Source organism: Acinetobacter sp. YH12251, assembly GCF_013417465.1.
In the GTDB taxonomy this organism is placed as follows: domain Bacteria; phylum Pseudomonadota; class Gammaproteobacteria; order Pseudomonadales; family Moraxellaceae; genus Acinetobacter; species Acinetobacter amyesii.
Window position 1 is genome coordinate 413,572 of the sequence record NZ_VPDZ01000002.1, and the last position, 21,007, is coordinate 434,578.

Sequence of the window (21,007 nt, forward strand, 5' to 3'; positions counted from 1 at the left end):
AAATGGTCGAATGCAGAAAATCTGTACGACTTTGTGGAGAAAGGTAGGAGTGATGAAGTTCACACTTTGATATTCAGGCTCATAGATAGGCCAAAAAACAATAATTATGTCATTTCAGACCCATTCTCGGTACACTAGCGCCATTATTTTGAATTTTGGCATATCCGTGAAAGTTTAGCGGTAGAGCCTGTGTATTGAGATTTTTTGAAAAATGAAAGAATCGTTACGTTTACGATTAGATCAGCTCTCTGACCGTCACGAAGAATTAAATGCATTACTCGCAGATGTAGAAGTCATTTCAGACAACAAACGTTTCCGTCAGTTGTCACGTGAGCATAGTGATTTATCTGAAATCACTGAAGTTTGGAAAAAATACCGTCAAGCTGAAGAAGATATTGAGACTGCTGAAGTAATGATGACGGATCCAGATTTTAAAGAGATGGCCGTTGAGGAAATCAAAGAAAATAAAGCTTTGATCGGTCAGCTTGAAGCAGACTTAAACATTCTGATGATTCCAAAAGATCCGAATGATGCGAACTCTGCTTATTTAGAAATTCGTGCCGGAACAGGTGGTGATGAAGCTGCAATTTTCTCTGGTGACTTGTATCGAATGTACAGTAAATATGCTGAATCACAAGGTTGGCGTATTGAAGTGCTGTCTGAAAATGACGGCGAACATGGCGGTTATAAAGAAGTGATTTGCCTCATCAATGGTGAAGGCGTATATGGTCGTTTGAAATTTGAAAGTGGTGCACATCGTGTACAGCGTGTTCCTGCAACAGAGTCACAAGGTCGTGTTCATACTTCGGCATGTACTGTTGCGATTTTGCCGGAAATTGATGTAGACACCAGTGTTGAAATTAATCCTTCAGAATTACGTATCGATACCTATCGTGCATCTGGTGCGGGTGGTCAGCACATTAACAAAACTGACTCTGCTGTACGTATTACCCATATTCCAACGGGTACAGTTGTAGAATGTCAGGACGAACGTTCACAGCATAAAAACAAAGCCAAAGCGATGGCGCTGTTGGTTTCTCGTTTAGAAAATGCCAAACGCGCAGCGGCAGATGCCGCGACGTCTGAAATGCGTCGTGACTTGGTGGGTTCTGGTGACCGTTCTGAGCGTATTCGTACCTATAACTATCCACAAGGTCGTATGACTGATCATCGTATTAACCTAACACTGTATAAGTTGGATGCAGTGATGGAAGGTGATTTGACTGAATTGCTAGATAGTTTGCATCGTGAATATCAAGCCGATCAGTTGGCGTTATTAGCACAGCAGAATGGTGGCTAATGAATATTGCAGAGGCTTTGGCCTATCGTGGGGAACCTGAAAGTTATGAACGTCAGGAAAATGCGTGGTTGTTAGAGCATATCATCAAGATTGATTCTTTTGATTTAATCATGAAAAAGGATCAAGAATTAACAGCTGAGCAAGAACAACAATATGTCGCATCACTTGCACGTATTGCAGCAGGTGAGCCTTTGGCTTATGTCACAGGTTCTCAGCCATTTTGGACGCTAGACTTAAAAGTGACTAAAGACACTTTGGTGCCACGTCCTGATACGGAAGTACTTGTTGAAACTGTACTGCGTTTAGAACTTCCTGAAGATGCTCGTGTGGTGGATTTAGGAACAGGAACTGGTGCTGTAGCATTGTCATTAGCCAGTGAACGTCCAGATTGGTCAATTGTGGCTTCAGATATTTACGAACCTACATTGGAAGTTGCTGAGTTTAATGCCAAAAAGCATGATCTTGAACATGTGCAGTTTGTCTTAGGTTCTTGGTTGAAACCCTTTGGTCGTGCTTTCTTTGATGTAATTGTGTCAAATCCGCCGTATATCGATGCTGATGATGTACACATGAAGGATTTGGCGACAGAGCCTGAACGTGCTTTGGTTGCAGACAATCATGGGCTTGCAGATCTTGAGCAAATCATTCTTCAAGCCAAAAAACATTTAACCGTGAATGGTTGGGTGGTGCTCGAACATGGTTATGACCAAGGGGAAGCAGTCAGACATTTGTTCTTACAAGCTGGTTATCGAAATGTTCGGACTGTAAAAGATTATGGTGGCAATGACCGTGTCAGTTTAGGCCAGTGGCAACACTGATTTGGTGTTAGAGAAATAGTCAAAAATAAAGCGCATTGAATGCGCTTTATTTTTTGTTTTTCAATTCACATGTGAATATTTGCAAGTGTGGAAAAATACGTTACTTCACCACATCACGCCAACGCAATAGATATTGTTCTAGATATTTCATCAGGCTATCGGTGATTTTCCCTAAGAGCGCCAATAGAATAATCGCAATAATCACGATATCTGGACGTGAGGTTTCACGACCATCACTGAGCAAATAGCCAATACCTTGCGTGGCTGCAATCAGCTCTGCTGCAATCATAAACATCCATGCCAAACTTAAACTATTGCGTAAGCCTGTAAGTATACCCGGCGATGCTGCAGGTAAAATAATTTCACGAATCTGCATCAAATATTTCAAACGATAAACTTGAGCAACTTCAACAAGTTTTCGGTCTACACCTTGAATCGCTGCAACGGTATTGGTATAGGTCGGGAAAAAAGCACCTATGGCAATGAGGGTGATTTTTGATGATTCATCAATACCTAACCATAAGAGCAGTAAGGGAATCCATGCCAAACTAGGGATAGATTTAATTGCTGAAAATGTAGGTTCCAAAAATGCTTCGGCTTGTTTGTTCAAACCGACTAAGAGTGCAAAAATCAGAGCAAGTCCGCTACCAATAAAAAAGCCTAAAAATACCCGCCAAGTACTGGTCCAGATATGCTGCCAAAGTTCACCTTCAGATAACTCTATAAATGACTGCCAAAGACTACTCGGAGCGGGGAGTAGATACGGTTCGATAACACCATTTTTGACCAAGATTTCACATAGCAGCAATAAAACCACAGGTAGAGCAAGACCTTTTAAAATCAAGATCAACTTGGGTTTTATATGGTTTGATGAATCGGAAGCGGTCGAAACCGCTGTATCGATTTTGGGTTGAGTCAGTGATGATGACATGTTATTTCACAACCTTTTTCGCATAACGTGCTTCAAAAAGTTGGTCAATGACTTGATTGACATTGGTTCCTTTACGAACTAAATCTTCTTCAGTCAAAATCGTGCCAGATTTCTTTAAGGCCGCAATGTGTTTAGCTGTTGGGATATTTTGATCAAAGTTGGTACGACTCAACTGAAGCTTGGCAACAGCCAATGGAAGCTTGGACTCACGTGCTAATAATTCGGCTAATTTATCTGGATTGGCTTTGGCCCATTGTCGTGCTTGTTCATAGGCTTTAATCACAGCTTCAACGGCTTCAGGACTTTGCTGGCTAAATTGTTGTTTGGTACTTAAAACGCTATAGCTGTTAAAACCCACATTTCGATAAAGTAAACGCGCGCCTGATTGTACCTGTGCCGATGCCATGAGTGGATCTAATCCCGCCCATGCATCGACTTGACCACGTTCTAAAGCTGTTTTTCCATCAGGATGTTGTAAATGTACCAATTGCACATCACGTTTATTGAGGCCGACTGTTTCCAACGACTGCAATGTAAACATGAATGGATCGGTTCCTTTGGTCGCTGCAATTTTTTTGCCTTTGAGGTCTTTCAGACTTTTAATCGGAGAGTTTTTTGCCACAAGCAATGCCGTCCATTCAGGCTGTGACTGTATATATACGGTTTTAATCGGACTGCCATTGGCACGACTCAAAACGGCTGCAAGTCCTGCTGTTGAGGCAAAATCCACACTGCCACTATTGAGATATTCGAGTGAGCGATTACTACCTTGGCTAAAGACCCATTTAATTTGTGTTTTGGGTAATGCTTTTTCTAAGAGTTTTTGTTCCTTCACCACTAAACTGGTCGGTGCATAGTAGGCATAATCCAGTTTAAGTGTCGAAGGAATAGCAGCAAAGATAGAGCTACTGAATAGGCTGAATGTCAGCGTAGAAAAAATTAGTTTTGAGCTTTTAAATAGGGAAGTCATATCGTTCACAATCAAGTGTTGAATTATGAGCACATAGATACGACGGAAATATTTCAGAAACAAAACAGAATAAATGCTAAGAATAATAGAAATCGAGATAAGCGTATAAATCAAATATAGGTATTTGATTTAAAATACTTTATTGGATTTAATTGTGATGAAATTTCGTTATATAAATTAATGTGTAAACTTGCATGAAAAATGCTTAGATATTTTAGTGTAAAGAATATTCAAAAATTATAGTGAATTACAGACTTAAAATAACTTTTCCAATAAAAAAGCAGCTCTCGCTGCTTTTTATATGTGATCAATACTTACATTGGGTAATCTTGTAAGCTATCGAAAACTTCAACTTGTTCTAAAGCTGCTGTTTCTACTGCAAGACAGTAAGCAATAATTTTTGCAGTTGCACTCACTAAATTTTCATCTTTTAGATTTGCACCCGCTTGAATTGCTTCAATGTCATCCGCTTGAATATCCAGCGCATGAGCAACTTCAACTGCATTTTCAGTGCTAAAAAATTGTGAGATTAAATTTTGCAAATCGATATCTGCGACAGTTTTAAGCTGTTCATGAAACAGGTCATCAATTGCGTCAATCTGAGTGAAAAGAGAATCTGAAAAGTTTTGAACAAGTTGTTGTTCAAGAACATCAATCATCTTAAGCATAGGAAAGCCTTTCAAGGAGATGCAGGAGAATTAGAAAAAAATAAGCAAAGTGCTTTAAATTGAGTGAAAAATAACCTAATTAGACTAAAGTAGCAATCGTTCAAGGATGAATGGTCAGTCTATTTATTGAATATTTTTAAGTTATTGATTTTCTATTAATTAGATGAATATTCAATTTATAAATAGCGAATATCAAATTTTAGGCCTTGAATTCAGGCGCATTATTTTGTCGATATGCACCGGGACTGACGCCTGTCCATTTTTTAAAAGCCCGATGAAAAGCACTCGGATCATGAAAATTCAGTTCTTCACTGATATCTTGTAAGCTTTTATCGGTATGGGTTAAAAAATCGATGGCGGTATCTCGTCGGATATCATTTTTGAGTTGTTGATAACTCACACCTTCACTTTTAAGACGGCGATGCATTGTGGCTTCCGACATATTCATTTTGACCGCCAACTCATAAAACTCTAACCATTCGGCAGGAGGAACGTCTAACAGTTGTTTACGAATTTGGCTGCTGAGCGCATACGGGTTTTTAAAGCGTACCAAAAGGTTTTCAGGTGTTTGTTGTAAGAATTGATACCACGAACGTGTGTCTTGCTTGATTGGTAGACTTAAATAACTGGCATCGAGCTGTATGTAGTTTTGACTGGCTTGGTAATGAATATTTTCACAGAAGCGAACTTTGTAGTCGTGATCATCAATAGGTGCATCACATTTAAATTGGATTTGGTTTAATAAAATCCGTTGACCACTTAGCCAGCACAGTAGCGTGTGGATGAGCATCAAATATGTTGCATAGCTGAACATGCGTTTAGGCGCTTGTTGGTCATAGATCACGATATAAGCGAAGTGATCTTCAATGGTTAAGTCACTATGCAAGTCATCTAAAACCAGATTTAAAAATTGTAGGATTTGCTTGAGTGCATCACCCACGGTGCTGTTGTGCATGACCATTTTCGACAGTAGCTTAAAACTACCACGTCGCATGGCATGCCGATCCATGCCAAAAAATTCATCATCCATCACATCTGCAAGATGAGTCCATAAAGCTGCATATTGAGAAACAGAAACTCTGGTTTTACGCGATAGCAGTAACTCTGAGGGTATACCAGACTTATGCAAAATAGCAGAAATATCAAAGTGCTTTTTTTGCGCATCGTGTAATGCTTCATGCACCAAGTCGATAGAAATCGTCCCTTTACTGTATTCGAGTCCATGCTTCGGCATATGTTCGGATAGGTCCTTGTTCAGAATTGTCCAAATACATCAGAAAAGATGCAACATTTGGAAATTGTACTGAATAAATTCTCTGTTTACTCTGCATCTTAAGTCGAATTTAAAACAAGACATCATAAATAGGGAAATGCTATGGACATTAAAGGAAAAGTTTTCGTCGTGACCGGTGGTGCATCGGGTTTAGGCGCTGCGACAGCAACACATCTGATTGGCTTGGGTGCCAAAGTGATTATTGTGGATATGAATCATGAGCATGGCGAAGCAATGCAACGTCAACTCGGTGATCATGCAAAATTTGTTCAATTGGATGTTACCGATGAACAAGCGGTAAGCGCTTTCTTTGCACAAGTTGAAGCGGAATTTGGTCAACTTAATGGCTTAGTGAACTGCGCAGGTATCGCACCCTCTGCAAAAGTTTTAGGTCGTGACGGATTACATGATTTGGCGATGTTCCAAAAAGTATTAAATATAAATGTTTCAGGTACATTCAATATGCTGCGCTATGCGGCACAACTGATTGCTAAATATGAATTAAAAGCGGGTGAAGAAGAGCGTGGCGTGATTGTGAATACGGCGTCGGTTGCGGCTTTCGATGGTCAAATTGGTCAGTCGGCTTATGCAGCATCCAAAGGGGCAGTGGTTGCAATGACATTACCTCTTGCACGTGAGCTTGCACGTGAATCAATCCGTGTGATGACCATTGCTCCGGGTATTATGGAAACGCCGATGCTCAAAGGCTTAGCACAAAATGTACAAGATGCTTTGGGGCAAATGGTGCCTTTCCCACCACGTTTAGCAAAACCACAAGAGTTTGCAAAATTAGTGACACATATTTTTGAAAATGCCTATCTCAATGGTGAAGTGATACGTCTTGATGGCGCGATCCGTATGCAGCCTAAATAGTTATTTATTAAAACTGCTTATTCAGGCTTCTACGACGGAGTCTGATCGAGAATAACTTCGTTGACAGTAGCTTATCTCGTTACTTTTGTTTCGGCAAAAGTAACCAAAACCATAGTCATTTGTAAAACTCGTCATCAAGTATTTATTGATTTACCGATTACAGAAACATTAGAGATTAATGGCGTCCTGCCTCAGACAGTTGCAAATGACGTCGGCGTGTATCCAACTTTGCTTTATACAGCCAAAGTATTTTTAATTCCGCAGTTATCCAAAATTTAAAGCTATACGCGCTATAAAAGATTTAGAAAAGGAAGTCTCATGATTTTAAATGATGAACAAAAAATGGTTCAGGACATGATGCGAAGCTATTCGCAAGAAAAACTGAAACCGACGGCTGCAGAGCGTGATAAAACGGCAGCATTTCCTGAACAAGAGCTAAAGGAACTTGGTGAGCTGGGTGCTTTAGGCATGACGGTTTCGGACGAATGGGGTGGTGCAGGTTTAGACTATGTGTCTTTGGTTGTTGCCTTAGAAGAAATTGCTGCAGGTGATGGTGCGATTTCCACAATTGTTAGCGTACAAAACTCCCTGCCATGTGGCATTACGCAGCGTTATGGTACTGAAGCACAAAAAGAAAAATACTTAAAAAAATTAGCCACTGGCGAATGGTTAGGTTGTTTTTGCCTAACAGAACCACAAGTGGGTTCAGATGCGAGTGCGTTGGAATGTAAAGCGGAGCGTGATGGTGATGAGTGGGTGTTAAATGGCACCAAGCAATTTATTACCACAGGAAAGCATGCCCAAGTAGCCTTGGTTTTTGCGGTAACGGATAAGTCTGCAGGTAAAAAAGGGATTTCGTGCTTTTTAGTACCAACGGATGTGCCGGGTTATATCGTATCGCGATTAGAAGACAAAATGGGTCAGCATTGTTCCGATACAGCAACTATTGTTTTAGATGACTGTCGTATTCCTGCGGATAGTCTTTTAGGCCAAGAGGGGGAAGGCTATAAAATTGCCTTATCGAACTTAGAGTCAGGTCGAATTGGTATTGCTGCGCAGTCTGTGGGTATGGCACGAGCAGCATTAGATGCAGCCGTTGAATATGCCAATGAACGCAAGGCATTCGGCGTAGAGATTGTACAGCATCAGGCCGTGGCATTTCGCCTCGCGGATATGGCTACCCAAATTGAGGCGGCTCGCCAATTGATTTTCCATGCAGCGACGTTAAAAGATGCAGGTTTTCCATGTTTAAAAGAAGCCTCGATGGCGAAACTTTTTGCATCGACGATGGCTGAACGGGTGTGTTCAGATGCGATTCAGATCCATGGGGGTTATGGTTATGTATCTGATTTTCCAGTAGAAAGAATTTATCGTGATGTGCGTGTCAGTCAAATCTATGAAGGTGCATCGGACATTCAGCGGCTGGTGATTGCACGTGAAGTCACCAAAGGGTGAAAGGTTAAAAAATAGACTTTAGTCGATGTTCAAACCCTGCAATGGCGTTGATGCTTATGGAAATTGCAGGGCACATCCAAACATGGTTATCTAGGTATAGACAGTCTAAGAATAGGTAATTTACGAATAGATTGTCGAAGAGTATAAGTTTCAAAACTAAAAAGCCGACATTGCAATCGGTGTATAGAAAAGCAGTAAAAGCGGATGTGGCAAAGGAATCGTCACTAGTACGCAGCGGTACAACAACAAGATCAATAAACCTCAAAGTCTTGCACTTTGAATCATAGAGAACAGGATAGGAATTGTCGTCATGAAGACACTAGAACAAGCATATCGTGATTTTAATTTTGAAAAAATGGTTGCAGAACAATTGGTCGGTACGCCAAGTTCAATCAATGCTTATGATGAATGTTGTGGGCGCTATGTTGGGCAAAATCGAACTGCACTGATCTGGGAAGGTAAAAATGGTGAATCTGAACAATGGACTTTTGAGCAATTAGATTTAGCTTCTGCACAATTGGCAAATTATTATCAGCGCATTGGGCTAAAAGCAGGTGATTGCATTGCAGGTCTATTACCCCGTACTGCAGAGTTATTGATCACCGTATTGGCAACATGGCGTATAGGGGCAATTTATCAGCCTTTGTTTACGGCATTTGAGTCCAAAGCGATTGAGCATCGGCTGCAAACTGCGGGAACAAAGCTGATTGTAACCAACACTGAGCAACGATCAAAACTCAATCATATTGATTTACCACATATTTTAACCGTGCATGCCGATCAAGCAATTCAGACAGATCCTGACTTTTGGTCAGAGCTGCAACTTCATGACACCACATATAACTCAGTACCACGTTCATTTGACGATGAATTTTTAATGATGTTTACATCGGGAACGACCGGTTTGGCCAAGTCTGTACCTGTGCCACACAAAGCGTTATTGGCATTTAAAGGGTATATGACACATGCGGTTGATTTGCGTGATGAAGATTCATTTTGGAATTTGGCAGATCCGGGTTGGGCTTATGGTTTGTACTATGGAATTGCAGGGCCATTAAGTTTAGGACACAGTATTATTATGGATGAACGTGCTTTTAGTGTTGATCATGCACTTCAAGTCATCAAAAAATATAAAGTCAGTAATTTGACTGGTTCACCAACGGCTTTTCGTATGTTCTTTGGCTTCAAAGAAAAATTTGACGCATCCCTAAAATCACATTTACGGGTTGTGAGTAGTGCAGGAGAGCCACTAACGCCCGAAGTGATTCAATGGTTTAATCACGATTTAAACGTCAATATTTATGACCAATATGGGCAAACAGAACTCGGTATGGTGATTGCAAATCATCACGCTTTAGAACACTACAAAAAAGTGGGTTCAGCCGGTTTTGCTATACCGGGCCATCGTTTCGCGGTGCTTAATAAAGACTATCAAGAAATTGAACGTGGTGGCATTGGAACATTGGCATTAGACTGGTCGCAATCTCCACTCATGTGGTTCACAGGCTATGGTGGCAATAATCGTAAAGCCTTTGTCGGGAACTACTATTTAACCGGTGATACCGTTCGTTTAAACGAAGAAGGCGGCATTGATTTTGTAGGTCGTGCAGACGATGTCATTACAACGTCAGGCTATCGTGTAGGGCCTTTCGATGTGGAAAGCACATTATTAGAGTGTGAAGAGGTTTTAGAGTCGGCAGTTGTTGGTAAGCCTGATCCTGAGCGAACTGAATTGGTCAAAGCTTTTGTGGTATTGAAACCACAATATCAAGCAAGTTCTGAACTCATGGATAAACTACAAGCCTATGTACGATCTCGCTTATCCAAGCATGCTTATCCAAAAGAAATTGAATTTGTGGATGGGTTGCCTAAAACATCGAGTGGAAAAATCCAACGTAATTTATTGAAGCAACAAGAAGTGGCCAAAGCGCAATTAATTCAAAAGGTAAGTTGAATCAATTTATATACGCAAAAAAGGCTGCTTGATGCAGCCTTTTTTAAATTGATGTTTGAGCTGGTGAAACCATTCATTCGAGATCATATATGCACTTGAGTAACTGTGGGACAATCCAAATTAACCTAAAATTAAAGCATTAATTCAAATCAATAAAATCATTTATTTTAAGTTCAGGGTATTATGTTCAGTATCAAGTTCTTGAGTTTTACCCGTTAAATTGCCCTTCAAAACTTTGAATAAATGGGTGACTTTATTGTCTTTGACATTCCAGAATTCTGCACTAATAGCATTAGCTATCAAAACGCGAACAGTAGGATCAGTCTTGCCATCGAACCAGTTTTCAGCCCAAGGATTCCATAATTTATCGATTAGGGTCGCATCTGTACTGATTTCTCCATGAGCACTAATTGATACATAAATATCGTCTGAAGGTTTAGCTAATGCTAATCCAAGATGATTACGACCTGCATTGACTGCCTCTACAAGGTCATTGTTTTCTTTCATAAGAAAATAGATATTTTCATGCTCATTCATCTTATCAGAATTAAGCATAGTCATAGGTTGAGAATGAATTTCTTGCTTGTCAGTGACATGGCTAATCATGGTGAAACGCACGTCTTTAATGAGTTCCCATAATTTTTGTCGCTGATCTTGTTCAACGTATTCTTGTGACATTTTTATTCTCCACTTTTAAGTAATCACTTTGGGGTAAAGGGGTAAATATGACTGAGCACAAAGTATTTGAATAATGTGTGTTAGGTCATAAGTTTATCGAACATATTGTGTCAGCAATTTAATTCTCACTGAATTCATACATATACCTACGGATTAAATCTCTTTGCATACATAAACGCTTAAAATGTCTTGGATTAAGTTTTATTTTCTGAGGCTAAGGTAGAAAAGAATCATTAAAATTAACCTAATATAAGCAGCTCTAGTGCAACTAAATATGTTTAAAAATATAACTATATTTTTTATTTATTATTTTTAAAACATGTATACGCTATACCTCTATGATGTTTCTACATACTAAGGTGTCTGAGATACTGTATTTTAAATAGTGTAATTGAAGATACGCTAACTGAGAAAAATGCCATGTCTACAGAGCATTTATTTTAACTTTAAGCTGTATATTGTCTTGCTCAAATAGCAGGGTGTTTTTACACTGTTTCGGGTTTGTACTCGAACAACATTTGATGGATATCGGTGTTTTAATCTTTTGCGTGCGATATAAACTCGCCCATTTTTTATGCTTGACGAATTTTAATAAGGAAATACTTTGTCTACGTTTAAATCGAATGAATCAACATCTGAATTTGAATTAAGTGATGATGAAATGCATTTATACAGCCGTCAAATATTGCTTGATGGATGGGACATCGATGCACAAGAGAAGCTAAAACTTGCCAATGTACTCATCGTAGGGTGTGGTGGAATTGGGTGTACCACAGCCGAATTATTGGCACGTGCAGGCGTCGGACAAATTACTTTAATCGATGCAGATCGAATTGAAATCAGTAATTTGCAACGACAAATCGCGTATACCAAAAATGACGTAGGTTTTTATAAATCGGAAATTTTGGCTAAACGCTTACAAGCGATTAACCCTCATATCCGAGTGCAAAGCTATACCACAAAATTAGATGAAAGCAACGCAAAGGCATTGATTTCACAGCAAGATTTGGTTCTCGACGGTTGTGATAATTTCAGCACGCGTTATTTGGTCAATGTGAGCTGCGTAGAAAATAATGTGGCGCTGATTAGTGCTTCAGCGATTGGTTTCCAAGGGCAACTGTTTATGGTCGAAGGAAACGCGGCATGTTATGAATGTCTATTTCCAAAAGAACAACAAGCCAATGAAAGTTTGCGCTGTGCAGACTCGGGTGTGCTTGCAACCACACCAAATGTTATGGCAAGTTTGCAAGCTCATCATGCTTTGCTTTATTTGGGTTTAGGAAAGACAGTATTGAAACAAAAACTTTTGTTGTGGGATGGTCTGTCAATGAAACAAAAAATTCTCGCTTTTGAAAAAGATCCCGATTGTCCAATCTGTCAGGCAAGATAAAGCAGCAAGCCCTTATTTTTTTGCTACACTCACGTTAATTATTTTTTTCTAAGACATTATGAAAAACAATATCTGGTTAGATGGAATTCGCTCGGTTGCCCGAATGGGTGAAACAGCAGTGGTCGCGGCTAAAGCCGGTTTTAAATACGCGACAGAAAAACCAAGTAACGCAAAACTCATGCGTGAAACTTTTGAATCACTGGGTTCAACCTATATTAAATTAGGTCAATTTATTGCAAGTACACCTTCTTTATTTCCACGTGAATATGTCGAAGAGTTCCAAGGCTGTTTAGATCAGACACCTTCATTGCCGTTTAGTTATGTGCAGCAGGTATTGGCTTCAGAATTTGCTGGTCGTAATTTAGATGAAATATTTGCTTCAATTGATGAAAAGCCCTTAGCTTCTGCATCGATAGCACAGGTACACGCTGCTAAATTGGTCAGTGGTGAAAATGTCGTTATTAAAGTGCAAAAACCGGGTGTCGAGACGATTCTCTATACAGATTTAAACGTTTTACATTGGGCAACCAAACTGGTTGAAAAAGCTGTACCTAAAGTCAAATTTGCTTCACTTGCAGATATCGTTGAGGAAATTAAAGTTCGCATGGTACGTGAGGTGGACTTTATTGAAGAAGCTCAAAATCTTGACGACTTTGTGAATTATCTGAACGTAACTCAAAACAAAGCCGCAACAGCACCAAAGGTTTATCACCAATATTCAACACGTCGCGTCTTAACCATGGAGCGTTTATACGGCGTACCATTGACTGATTTTGATGTGGTCAAGAAAGTCGCTAAAGATCCATCGCAAGTTTTGGTGACAGCGATGAATACATGGTTTGGCAGCTTGATGTTATGTAATAGTTTCCATGCAGACTTACATGCAGGCAACCTGATGCTGCTTGAAGATGGTCGAGTTGGCTTCATCGATTTTGGTATCGTGGGCCAGTTGAAACCTGAAGTGTGGACAGCATGTATTGCGTTTATGGATGCCCTACAAAAAACTGACTACAACTTGATGGCTGAAAATATGCTGAAAATGGGTATGACGGCTGTCAAAATTGACACACAAGTCTTAGCTGCCGACTTAGAGCGCTTATTTAGCGGTGTGCTTTTGGCCGATCCGCAAGAGTTATTAACCTCAAATCCTGCCGATTTGAATGACATCATGATGGATATGGTACAAGTCGGAGAGCGTCATGGTATTCGCTTCCCACGTGACTTCGCTTTATTATTCAAACAAATGTTGTACTTCGATCGCTTTATGCGCATCCTTGCGCCATATACTGATATTTATGCAGACCAGCGTATTCAGATGGTGCAGACTATGGACCCTAATTTATTGTTGAAGCAATAATTTAGCCGCAAGATATAAATAAAATCCTCTTGCTTAAACAGGAGGATTTTATCGATGTTTAAGATTTTATTTTGAGTGTAAGAATGGACGCAATTATCATTGAAGGTTTGAAAGTTGAGACTGTCATCGGCTGTTTCAATTGGGAGCGTCAGATTATTCAGCCTTTGATGCTCGACCTCAATATTCAAACCAGTTTAGCGCAGGCGGCTCAGTCAGATGAGCTTGAAGATACCTTGAATTATGCTGAAATTTGCGAAATATCAGCCAAAGTCATTCAAACTGCTCAACCTAAATTGATCGAACATGCAGCAAAACTGGTGATTGATGCACTTTTTGCTACCTATGACAGCATTGAATCTATTATGATTAGCATCCGGAAGCCTGCCATTATCGCGCAAGCCAATTCTGTAGGAATTCGTCTTGAACGCCACCGAAACGATTTTCGCCCTAGCTCTGGCGAGTAATTTCAATCCCAAACCGCATTTTCAACAGGCTTTACGTCAAATTCAGGCTTTGGGTCATGTTGAATTTTCCAAAATTTATGTGATTCCTTGTCGTGATGGCATTGGGGCGGATTATTGGAATGCAGCTTGTTTGGTGAAAAGCAGTTTATCTGTAGATGAAATCAGCACCTTACTGAAAAAAATGGAAGCAGACTCAGGTCGTGTTCGTCCGTCTCATAATATCGCTTTGGATCTGGATCTGATCGCGTGGGGCGAAAGCTTAGCGCACATGCAATTTAATCCGAAAAAACTGCCTTTAGCACTCGATGTTAAAATACCAATGTTCGACATTTGGAAAAATGAAATGTTTGAACATCCAGCACATCAATTTCCTATGGTGAGTTGCCAAAAAGTTTTAGTGGATTGAGCGAATGAAACGAAATGTTTTCAATGAACATGAGTGATATTTCAAACTGACCTTAAATACGCTAGATAAACAATAACAAAAATATTCAATCCTGTCATGGTATGAGCTAGCGTATAGGCTGTCGCAGGATTACATTATCTTTTTAGCTTCAAAATACTGATATGAACTGGACGGATCTGATTCAGCACTATGGCTATATTGCGATTTTATTGGCACATTGTTTGAGGGGGAAACAGTGCTGCTGATTGGCGCCTATGCCGTCCATCAACACATACTTCATTTTCCAATGTTGATTGCAGTGGCGATGCTAGGCAGTTTTATTGGTGATCAGTTTTATTATCAAATGGGCGCTCGCTATGGGCAAAAACTTATCCAGTCGAATGCAGAATTTGCACAAAAATTCGATCATGCGAGCCAGTTTATTGAACGTTATCCTATTTTGACCATTTTATTTATGCGCTTTGCTTGGGGCTTTAGAACCATTTTACCTATTGTTGTAGGTGTGCGTGCTTATCCTGTTTGGAAATATGTGCTGATTAATCTGGTCGCCTGTTTTATTTGGGCGATGTTGGTCGCTACGATTGGCTTTCAAATGAGTCATTATTTACATCTGTTTTGGGCGAAAATGTTGTCTTATCATCAAGATATTTACATCGTTATTGCCGTTGTATTATGTATCGTATTTTTACGTGTGCTCTATACGGTGTTGAAGTGGTGGCGTAAGCATCATCAACATTGATAAAGTGAACGTGGCTGATCTGATAAAATCGTCAAAACATAATCAAAAGATTTAAAAGGATATTCAGTGAGAGCAATATGGGTTTAGGTTATGGTGCGGGCGCGATTGCCTTTATCATTATGTGTTTTTCGGTGTTGCTGGTCATATTCGTGATTCCTGCTTGGTTGTATTGGAATGCATGGCAGAAAAAACAACAAAAATTAAGCAAGTATCATCCTAAACTAGATAAAACTGTAAAATGGGGGCTATCGACTTTACTCATTTTTCCAATTTTTGTTCTCTTGAGTTATGCAGAGATTGCTTTTTCAAATCATCAATCAGATCGTGCTTATCAAGAGTATATGGCACAAATTATTATTCAGCTTAAACAACCTTTAGTTTATGGTGAGGTGATATTGCCTCAGGGGACATGGATCAACCGATCATTTGAAACCAACTATTCTCTTGAAGAGATGACTGATATTCGTCAAGGTCTGACTTCGGCTCGTTTTCCAGAGCTTATTCAAATAGCTGGATTTGATGTTATTGCATTTGAGCTGGATCGTCATTTATTGCTGGAATTGGCACATGATCATACTGTTGTGATTAATAACCAAAAGGAAATTTGTCCGGCAGGATGGCTGCTTGAATTAGGTGGATCAGGTTATCCGTCCACTGAGCAACTTTATAGTTTGAATTTTGATTGGTTTACACCAAGTCGATGGCAGCCTATAAACTGTTTTGATGGCGAAGGAATTATTGTATTAGAGTCAAAACATTACTTATGAAAAAGCCTGCATCATTGCAGGCTTTTTGTTCACTATTTATAAAACTTAGCGACAATCATTAGAAAAGCATTAAATGTAATAACTGGTTTTGGTCATCAGCTTTGAAATACCAGTCATGGCAATACGAACTGGAACAGGAAGGTCTACACCACCTGCATTGAGTGCTGTATCACGGTGATGAAGCTCATCTTCATTCATTTGCACTAAGATTTTACGTGAACGTTCGTCTTGTTCAGGAAGTTGGCGGATGTGGTCTTCTAAATGCAGACTCACCTGACGCTCAGTTTCAGCGACAAAACCTAAGCTGTATTTATCACCGGCAATACCTGCCAATGCACCCATCCCAAAAGAAAGGCCGTACCAAACAGGGTTGAGCAGACTGGTATGGCTGTCTAATTCTTTTAAGCGATCTTCACACCATGCTAAATGGTCTTGTTCTTCAATCGCTGCTTGTTCCATTTCACGGCGTACATTCGGTAGTTTTGCTGTCAGTGCTTGCCCATGATAGAGCGCTTGGGCACATACTTCACCACTATGATTGACCCGCATTAAACCTGCAACATGACGCGCTTCACTCACTGCTAATTGTGTTTCTTCAATGTTAGCAGGGTTTTCTCGATGTGCGGCAGTCGCCCCAGGTACTAAACTACGTAAGGCTTGATCAAATGAGTGAATAAGTTTGTCGACACCTGTAAATTGACGCATGGATTAATCCTCCAGAGAGACTTGCGTAGTTTGAAGCAAAGGTTTGATGCGTAATAGCAGCCAAATACAAAAGATTGCACTCAGCAATGCGGTTATACAAAAAAGTATTTTAATATCAATCTTTAAAATACTCAGAATGATAATTGAAAATATAGCAGAAGATACCATAAATACTGCATTTAAAATGTTGTTTGCGGCAACGACTCGCGCACGATGTGAGCGTGGAGAGTAAGCTTGCATCATTGCATAGAGTGGAACGATGTAAAAACCACCACTAATACCCAATAAAGTCACGGCAATCATGACATGGTAATAGCTCCACCCTTGGTGAAATACTTCTGAAAGGGTAATAAGTGGGCCAGTTTGAGTCGGGACGAGGGTCAAACTAAACGCTAAATACAGTGCAAATACCGTTAAACCGACAGCACCGATGGGAACCATCTTAATATTGACTTGAGTGCCGCCCAATTTACGACAAAGCAATGAACCTACGCCCACACCGACAGAGAAAAAGGTCAATAGCAAGCTAACGACATTTTCAGAGGCATGTAGATTTTGCTGAGTCATTTGTGGAATTTGGGTAAGGTAGGTTGCACCATAAAACCAATACCACGAGTTCCCCAATAAAATAGTAAAAATTAGTGGCAAACTTTTGGCATATTTCATCGTTTGGTAACTAGTTCGGAAAAAGTTCCAATCGATTTTTAAATCAGGTGTTGTGACATTTTGCTTAAGAATAAAACGACTGGTGATATAACCTAAAATGGCGATGGTCATTACCGTCAGGCTGATCCACATTAAATTGCCTTGAGATGAAGCAATCACTGCACCGCCCAAAATCATCCCGAATAAAATTGCCATGGATGTTGCCGATTGGAAGAGCGCATTGCCTGACATCAGCTCATTGGGCTTTAAAATTTCAGGCAAAATTGCATATTTGATTGGACCAAAAAATGTCGAATGGGTCCCCATCAAAAATAAAGCCAGCAACAATAACCATAAATGACCGGTCAGAAAGCCAATACTGCCGATGATCATGATGATAATTTCTAAAATTTTGATGCCACGGACAAGTTGTGAACGTTCAAACTTATCTGCGATCTGTCCCGCTGTCGCTGAAAAAATAAAGTAGGGTAAAATAAACAATAATGCAGCCAGATTGTTTAGCGTGCTGATGGGTAATGCCTGTTGTTGGATTAATCCATAGGTAATGACCAACAATAAAGCCTGTTTATAGACATTGTCATTGAGCGCCCCAAAAAATTGGGTCAAAAACATAGGCAGGAAACGGCGTGTACCTAGCAGATGTTCGTTGTTATTCATAAGCGTCTTGCTACATTAAGTTTTATTAAGAAATGTGAGTGATTGGTAAAATCTCTAAAAAAATCATGTAATATGTTTTTGAGTTTGGAGATGGCGAAAAACCAATAGATATAAGATCTTTAGCTCTACATCTGGTTGACTAAGTCCATTACATAATGAAATTTGTTAGAGTTTGCTATGCCTGCAAAAATCAAGTTTAAAAAAACAATGCTTCATCACAGTATGGCTCACTGCATACGACAGCATCATAGCAATAAAAGTCTATATATGAGCATCTTTTTGACCTTGTGTGCTCAGCATAGTTTCGCCCAAACTCCCGCAGAAACGGTTCCAACATCTACCGATACAAAAGCAGAGATTGTTGCTGAAATCAAGGATGAGGCTGTAAAGCAAGGGCTATCGACGCCTGAAGCAATTGAAAAAATTGAAAATATAAATGAACCAGAAGAATCTGTTGATAGCATGAAAATGCTGCAAGAACAGCAGCAAGCAGGAACTCAACTACAAGAATTTAAACCCATTGAGTTTGAAGATTTAGAAAACTTACCCGTGACACCTGTTGATCAAAACATGGCGAATGAAATCTTCCAAGTTGCTGAAGAAGCCAAACGTCAAGCGCAGGAGTACCGTGCAACACAGCAAACAGAAGTTGCTGTTGCAGATATTACCCAAAAAGAGTTAACGGAAATTAACCAAGCGCCAGTCAATATTGATCAGCTCATGGGTGAAATTCGTTCGGATAATGAAATTACCGCGACACGAAATGAAAATGCCAATACTCTGCAAGAGCTGAATAATCCAACCGTGGAAGATGATGCAGAGCCGGGTATTTTTAAGCGCTTATTATATAAAGTACGTCCGCCACGTCAGATGAATACGGCAAAAGTGCCACGAATTAGTGCGGATGTTGAAATTACCTCAGCACATAATACCAGTCAGACTTCGAGTAAGGCTTATGGTGCGGCGCTGGAAGATCTCAAAGCCAATATTAAAGGCAAGCTTTCAAGTTTTACTCAAGAGTCTTTTAGCGATTTTCCATCGGCTTTGCCTCAATTACGCAGCTTGTCCAATCAGGCTGCACAAGCTGTGGGCTTCTATCAGTCTGAATTCAAATTTGAAAAAGTGTCTGATAGTAAAGTTCGTGTATTGGTTACACCAAATACGCCTGTGCAAATTCAAAAGCAAAATATTGAATTTTCAGGGGCTGGAGCTAATCAAGCTCAGTTTCAGGTGATTGGTGTTTTACCAGATCAGGAAGAAGGTGACATTCTTAATCATGGTGAATACGAAACGACGAAAGGCCGAATTAATGATGCAGCAACTAATAACGGTTATTTCGACTCGTACTGGCGTTTGCACGATGTAAGAGTGGCTCAACCACAAAATACAGCCGATATCAATTTGCGCTTTGAAACGGGCGAGCGTTATAAGCTGGGCGAAGTCGAATTTAGAATGAGTGATCCGAATGCAGAGTTTCCATTGGATCGCGATATTTTAGAAAGCTTGGTGACGTGGAAAGACGGTGCTGACTATACTTTCTGGCGTGTGAATGGTTTGGCCAATAACCTGACGAACTCGCGCTATTTTAACTACACCTTGGTTGATGCGATTCGACCAGACCCGATTGAAAAGCCGCTTGAACTGCCACCAGATATTCAGACCTTGGTTGATCAAAATCAGTTGTCTGAAAGTTCACAAGTGGTGAAAGATAAAACTGAAGTGATGTCGAATAAAGAAGTCACGCAAAAAGTGGTTGATGAAGACCAATTTGCGGGGGTGAATGATGCAGAGCAATCCTCTAAATTACGCAGTTTGCAAGATACGCAAGATGCTAAACAAGCAGAACAAGAACGTTTAAAAGCGCAAGCACGTGAAGATAAAAAAGTCCCTGTGATCGTGACACTAAATGCAGATAAGTTGAATAGTGCAGAAATTGGTGCTGGTTTTGGTACCGACACCGGTACACGTGTTCGTGGGCAGTATCGCCGTGCCATTGTAAACAAACGTGGTCATTCTTTTGACGCCAACATGGAAGTATCCAAAATCCGTCAATCGATTGATGGTCGCTATAACATTCCATATAACCATCCATTAAATGACTATGTCAGTTTGGTTGGTGGTTATGAGCGTGAAGAACGTGACGATGTCGGTCAGGGTGTTAATCTTTCGATTGAATCTGCTGTAGCTGGGGTTGACCGGATTATTAAAAACCCACGTGGTAATTGGCAGCATACTTTTGGTTTACGTTACCGTTTAGACCGTGTTACTGATGACGGACTTAATCCTAGTGATGACATTCCGGATGCGTTCTTGGTGAATACCAATAATGAACAGCAGTCCTTGATGTTTGGTTATGAAATTTCTCGAACTGACTCTGATAAACGTGTGAATCCGAGTAAAGGGATCAAGCAAACCTATAAAGTTGAAGTCGGAAGTGAAAGCTTACTTTCAGATGCTGATATGGCGATCTTGAATGCGGGCTGGCGCTTTATTTATTCATTGGGTGAAAATGATAATCACCAGTTCGTGGGGCGCAGTGATTTAGGTTATATTCTGACAGAGAACTTTGATAAAGTTCCTTATAACTTACGCTACTTTACCGGTGGTGACCAAACCATTCGTGGCTTTGACTATAAGAGTTTAGCTGCCGAAGAAAATGGCTATAAAATTGGTGGTCAAGTCTTGGCAACGGGTTCATTAGAATATAACTACCAATTTAAAGAAGGCTGGCGTGCTGCGGTCTTTAGTGACTTTGGTAATGCGTACGATAAAGACTTCAATACACCGACTGCATATAGCGCAGGTGTGGGGATACGTTGGGCTTCTCCAATTGGCCCAATTCGTTTAGATGTCGCTACCGGACTTTCTGACGACAGCAAACCAATTCGTTTACATTTCTTTATTGGTTCACAATTATAATTTTTAGGTGATGTGTT

Annotated in this window: 20 protein-coding genes; 13 read left to right on the top strand and 7 right to left on the bottom strand. The window is 40.1% G+C overall.

Annotated features, from left to right (window positions below; genetic code table 11):
• The first annotated feature begins 211 nt into the window (after positions 1-211).
• Together prfA and prmC are read left to right on the top strand one after the other, a co-directional pair.
• Entirely contained in the window at positions 212-1,300 is a 1,089-nt protein-coding gene (prfA, locus tag FTV27_RS02690; RefSeq protein WP_078188570.1) for a peptide chain release factor 1, read from the top strand.
• A complete protein-coding gene (prmC, locus tag FTV27_RS02695; RefSeq protein WP_180077002.1) occupies positions 1,300-2,118 on the top strand; it encodes a peptide chain release factor N(5)-glutamine methyltransferase in 819 nt (272 codons plus the stop codon). Before prfA ends, prmC begins: the two co-directional genes overlap by 1 nt.
• A gap of 100 nt (positions 2,119-2,218) precedes the next feature.
• Here the strand turns inward: prmC and FTV27_RS02700 are convergent, their stop codons facing one another.
• From FTV27_RS02700 to FTV27_RS02715, 4 genes are all read right to left on the bottom strand, one after another.
• Positions 2,219-2,980 (bottom strand): ABC transporter permease, encoded by a 762-nt coding sequence (locus FTV27_RS02700; protein WP_373687141.1) that lies wholly within the window; start codon positions 2,978-2,980, stop codon positions 2,219-2,221.
• Positions 2,981-3,050: 70 nt separating this feature from the next.
• Entirely contained in the window at positions 3,051-4,019 is a 969-nt protein-coding gene (locus tag FTV27_RS02705; protein ID WP_078194005.1) for an aliphatic sulfonate ABC transporter substrate-binding protein, read from the bottom strand.
• 314 nt (positions 4,020-4,333) lie between these two features.
• The gene (locus tag FTV27_RS02710; RefSeq protein ID WP_111884287.1) at positions 4,334-4,687 is read right to left on the bottom strand and encodes a hypothetical protein; all 354 of its coding nucleotides are present in this window, start codon (positions 4,685-4,687) and stop codon (positions 4,334-4,336) included.
• Between the two features lie 199 nt (positions 4,688-4,886).
• Positions 4,887-5,921 (bottom strand): AraC family transcriptional regulator, encoded by a 1,035-nt coding sequence (locus FTV27_RS02715; RefSeq protein ID WP_180077004.1) that lies wholly within the window; start codon positions 5,919-5,921, stop codon positions 4,887-4,889.
• 141 nt (positions 5,922-6,062) lie between these two features.
• Between FTV27_RS02715 and FTV27_RS02720 the strand changes: the two genes are divergently transcribed.
• The 4 genes from FTV27_RS02720 (at position 6,063) to FTV27_RS02735 (ending at position 10,242) form a co-directional block, all read left to right on the top strand.
• Positions 6,063-6,833 carry a 3-hydroxyacyl-CoA dehydrogenase gene (locus FTV27_RS02720; protein ID WP_180077005.1) on the top strand — a complete coding sequence of 257 codons (771 nt, stop codon included), beginning with the start codon at positions 6,063-6,065 and terminating at the stop codon, positions 6,831-6,833.
• A gap of 60 nt (positions 6,834-6,893) precedes the next feature.
• Entirely contained in the window at positions 6,894-7,112 is a 219-nt protein-coding gene (locus tag FTV27_RS02725) for a hypothetical protein (protein WP_180077006.1), read from the top strand.
• 39 nt (positions 7,113-7,151) lie between these two features.
• The gene (locus tag FTV27_RS02730; RefSeq protein WP_180077007.1) at positions 7,152-8,288 is read left to right on the top strand and encodes an acyl-CoA dehydrogenase family protein; all 1,137 of its coding nucleotides are present in this window, start codon (positions 7,152-7,154) and stop codon (positions 8,286-8,288) included.
• A 310-nt stretch (positions 8,289-8,598) separates the two neighbouring features.
• Positions 8,599-10,242 (top strand): AMP-binding protein, encoded by a 1,644-nt coding sequence (locus FTV27_RS02735; protein ID WP_180077008.1) that lies wholly within the window; start codon positions 8,599-8,601, stop codon positions 10,240-10,242.
• A 162-nt stretch (positions 10,243-10,404) separates the two neighbouring features.
• Here FTV27_RS02735 and FTV27_RS02740 read toward each other — a convergent pair whose 3' ends face one another.
• The gene (locus FTV27_RS02740; protein ID WP_180077009.1) at positions 10,405-10,920 is read right to left on the bottom strand and encodes a pyridoxamine 5'-phosphate oxidase family protein; all 516 of its coding nucleotides are present in this window, start codon (positions 10,918-10,920) and stop codon (positions 10,405-10,407) included.
• 661 nt (positions 10,921-11,581) lie between these two features.
• On the opposite strand from FTV27_RS02740, the gene FTV27_RS02745 reads away from it, so the two are divergent.
• The 6 genes from FTV27_RS02745 (at position 11,582) to FTV27_RS02770 (ending at position 16,043) form a co-directional block, all read left to right on the top strand.
• Positions 11,582-12,310 (top strand): HesA/MoeB/ThiF family protein, encoded by a 729-nt coding sequence (locus tag FTV27_RS02745; protein WP_180077058.1) that lies wholly within the window; start codon positions 11,582-11,584, stop codon positions 12,308-12,310.
• Positions 12,311-12,368: 58 nt separating this feature from the next.
• The gene (locus FTV27_RS02750) at positions 12,369-13,667 is read left to right on the top strand and encodes an AarF/ABC1/UbiB kinase family protein (protein WP_078193949.1); all 1,299 of its coding nucleotides are present in this window, start codon (positions 12,369-12,371) and stop codon (positions 13,665-13,667) included.
• 83 nt (positions 13,668-13,750) lie between these two features.
• Positions 13,751-14,131: a dihydroneopterin aldolase gene (gene folB / locus FTV27_RS02755; RefSeq protein WP_168377722.1), complete on the top strand. Its 381-nt coding sequence runs from the start codon at positions 13,751-13,753 to the stop codon at positions 14,129-14,131.
• The gene (locus tag FTV27_RS02760) at positions 14,088-14,537 is read left to right on the top strand and encodes a 2-amino-4-hydroxy-6-hydroxymethyldihydropteridine diphosphokinase (RefSeq protein WP_078193947.1); all 450 of its coding nucleotides are present in this window, start codon (positions 14,088-14,090) and stop codon (positions 14,535-14,537) included. The genes folB and FTV27_RS02760 overlap by 44 nt, the downstream gene beginning before the upstream one ends.
• Before the next feature lie 235 nt (positions 14,538-14,772).
• A complete protein-coding gene (locus tag FTV27_RS02765; RefSeq protein ID WP_373687139.1) occupies positions 14,773-15,276 on the top strand; it encodes a DedA family protein in 504 nt (167 codons plus the stop codon).
• A gap of 77 nt (positions 15,277-15,353) precedes the next feature.
• Entirely contained in the window at positions 15,354-16,043 is a 690-nt protein-coding gene (locus FTV27_RS02770; protein ID WP_180077010.1) for a hypothetical protein, read from the top strand.
• Positions 16,044-16,112: 69 nt separating this feature from the next.
• On the opposite strand, the gene coq7 is transcribed toward FTV27_RS02770, so the two are convergent.
• Together coq7 and FTV27_RS02780 are read right to left on the bottom strand one after the other, a co-directional pair.
• Positions 16,113-16,748, bottom strand: a complete 636-nt coding sequence (coq7, locus tag FTV27_RS02775) for a 2-polyprenyl-3-methyl-6-methoxy-1,4-benzoquinone monooxygenase (protein WP_180023519.1) — start codon at positions 16,746-16,748, stop codon at positions 16,113-16,115.
• 3 nt (positions 16,749-16,751) lie between these two features.
• A complete protein-coding gene (locus FTV27_RS02780; protein WP_180077011.1) occupies positions 16,752-18,071 on the bottom strand; it encodes an MFS transporter in 1,320 nt (439 codons plus the stop codon).
• A gap of 177 nt (positions 18,072-18,248) precedes the next feature.
• Between FTV27_RS02780 and FTV27_RS02785 the strand changes: the two genes are divergently transcribed.
• Positions 18,249-20,990 (top strand): autotransporter assembly complex family protein, encoded by a 2,742-nt coding sequence (locus FTV27_RS02785; RefSeq protein WP_180077012.1) that lies wholly within the window; start codon positions 18,249-18,251, stop codon positions 20,988-20,990.
• The last annotated feature ends 17 nt before the right edge of the window (positions 20,991-21,007 follow it).